Origin of the sequence: Pollutibacter soli (genome assembly GCA_029269725.1) — a bacterium.
GTDB lineage: Bacteria > Bacteroidota > Bacteroidia > Chitinophagales > Chitinophagaceae > Pollutibacter > Pollutibacter soli.
Genome location: JARJHS010000032.1, coordinates 1 through 525 on the forward strand (window position 1 = coordinate 1; position 525 = coordinate 525).

General features: G+C 51.4%; 1 protein-coding gene. It reads left to right on the forward strand.

The genetic code is table 11. The features are described 5' to 3' along the window. On the forward strand, window positions 1-525 hold a 525-nt coding region (locus P2W82_RS24720; RefSeq protein ID WP_336518635.1), incomplete at both ends, for an Nramp family divalent metal transporter.

Here is a 525-nt window from a genome sequence, read left to right on the forward strand (position 1 = left end):
CCTCTATCGACCCACATAAGCAACGCAGTCCATGGCGCAAAATGGCGGCCTTCTTTGGCCCCGCTTATTTAGTAAGTGTCGGCTATATGGACCCGGGCAACTGGGCTACCGACCTTGCCGGTGGCAGCCAGTTCGGTTACCGCCTACTCTGGGTGCTATTGATGAGTAATATAATGGCTCTGTTACTGCAATCACTCAGTGCACGCCTGGGCATTGTGCAGGGTAAAGACCTGGCCCAGTGCAACCGCGAGGTGTATCCACGTAAGGTCAACTTTGTATTATATGCAATGGCTGAAATAGCCATCGCCGCCTGCGACCTGGCCGAAGTGCTGGGTATGGCCATAGGTCTGAACCTGTTGCTGGGCATTCCTCTTATCTGGGGCGTGCTCATCACTTTCGCCGATACTATATTGTTACTCTACCTGCAAAAGCTGGGCATGCGCAAGATGGAGGCTTTTATTATTGCACTCGTAGCCATTATAGGGGGTTGTTTCCTACTCGAAATGTTTTTTGCCAAACCTGACT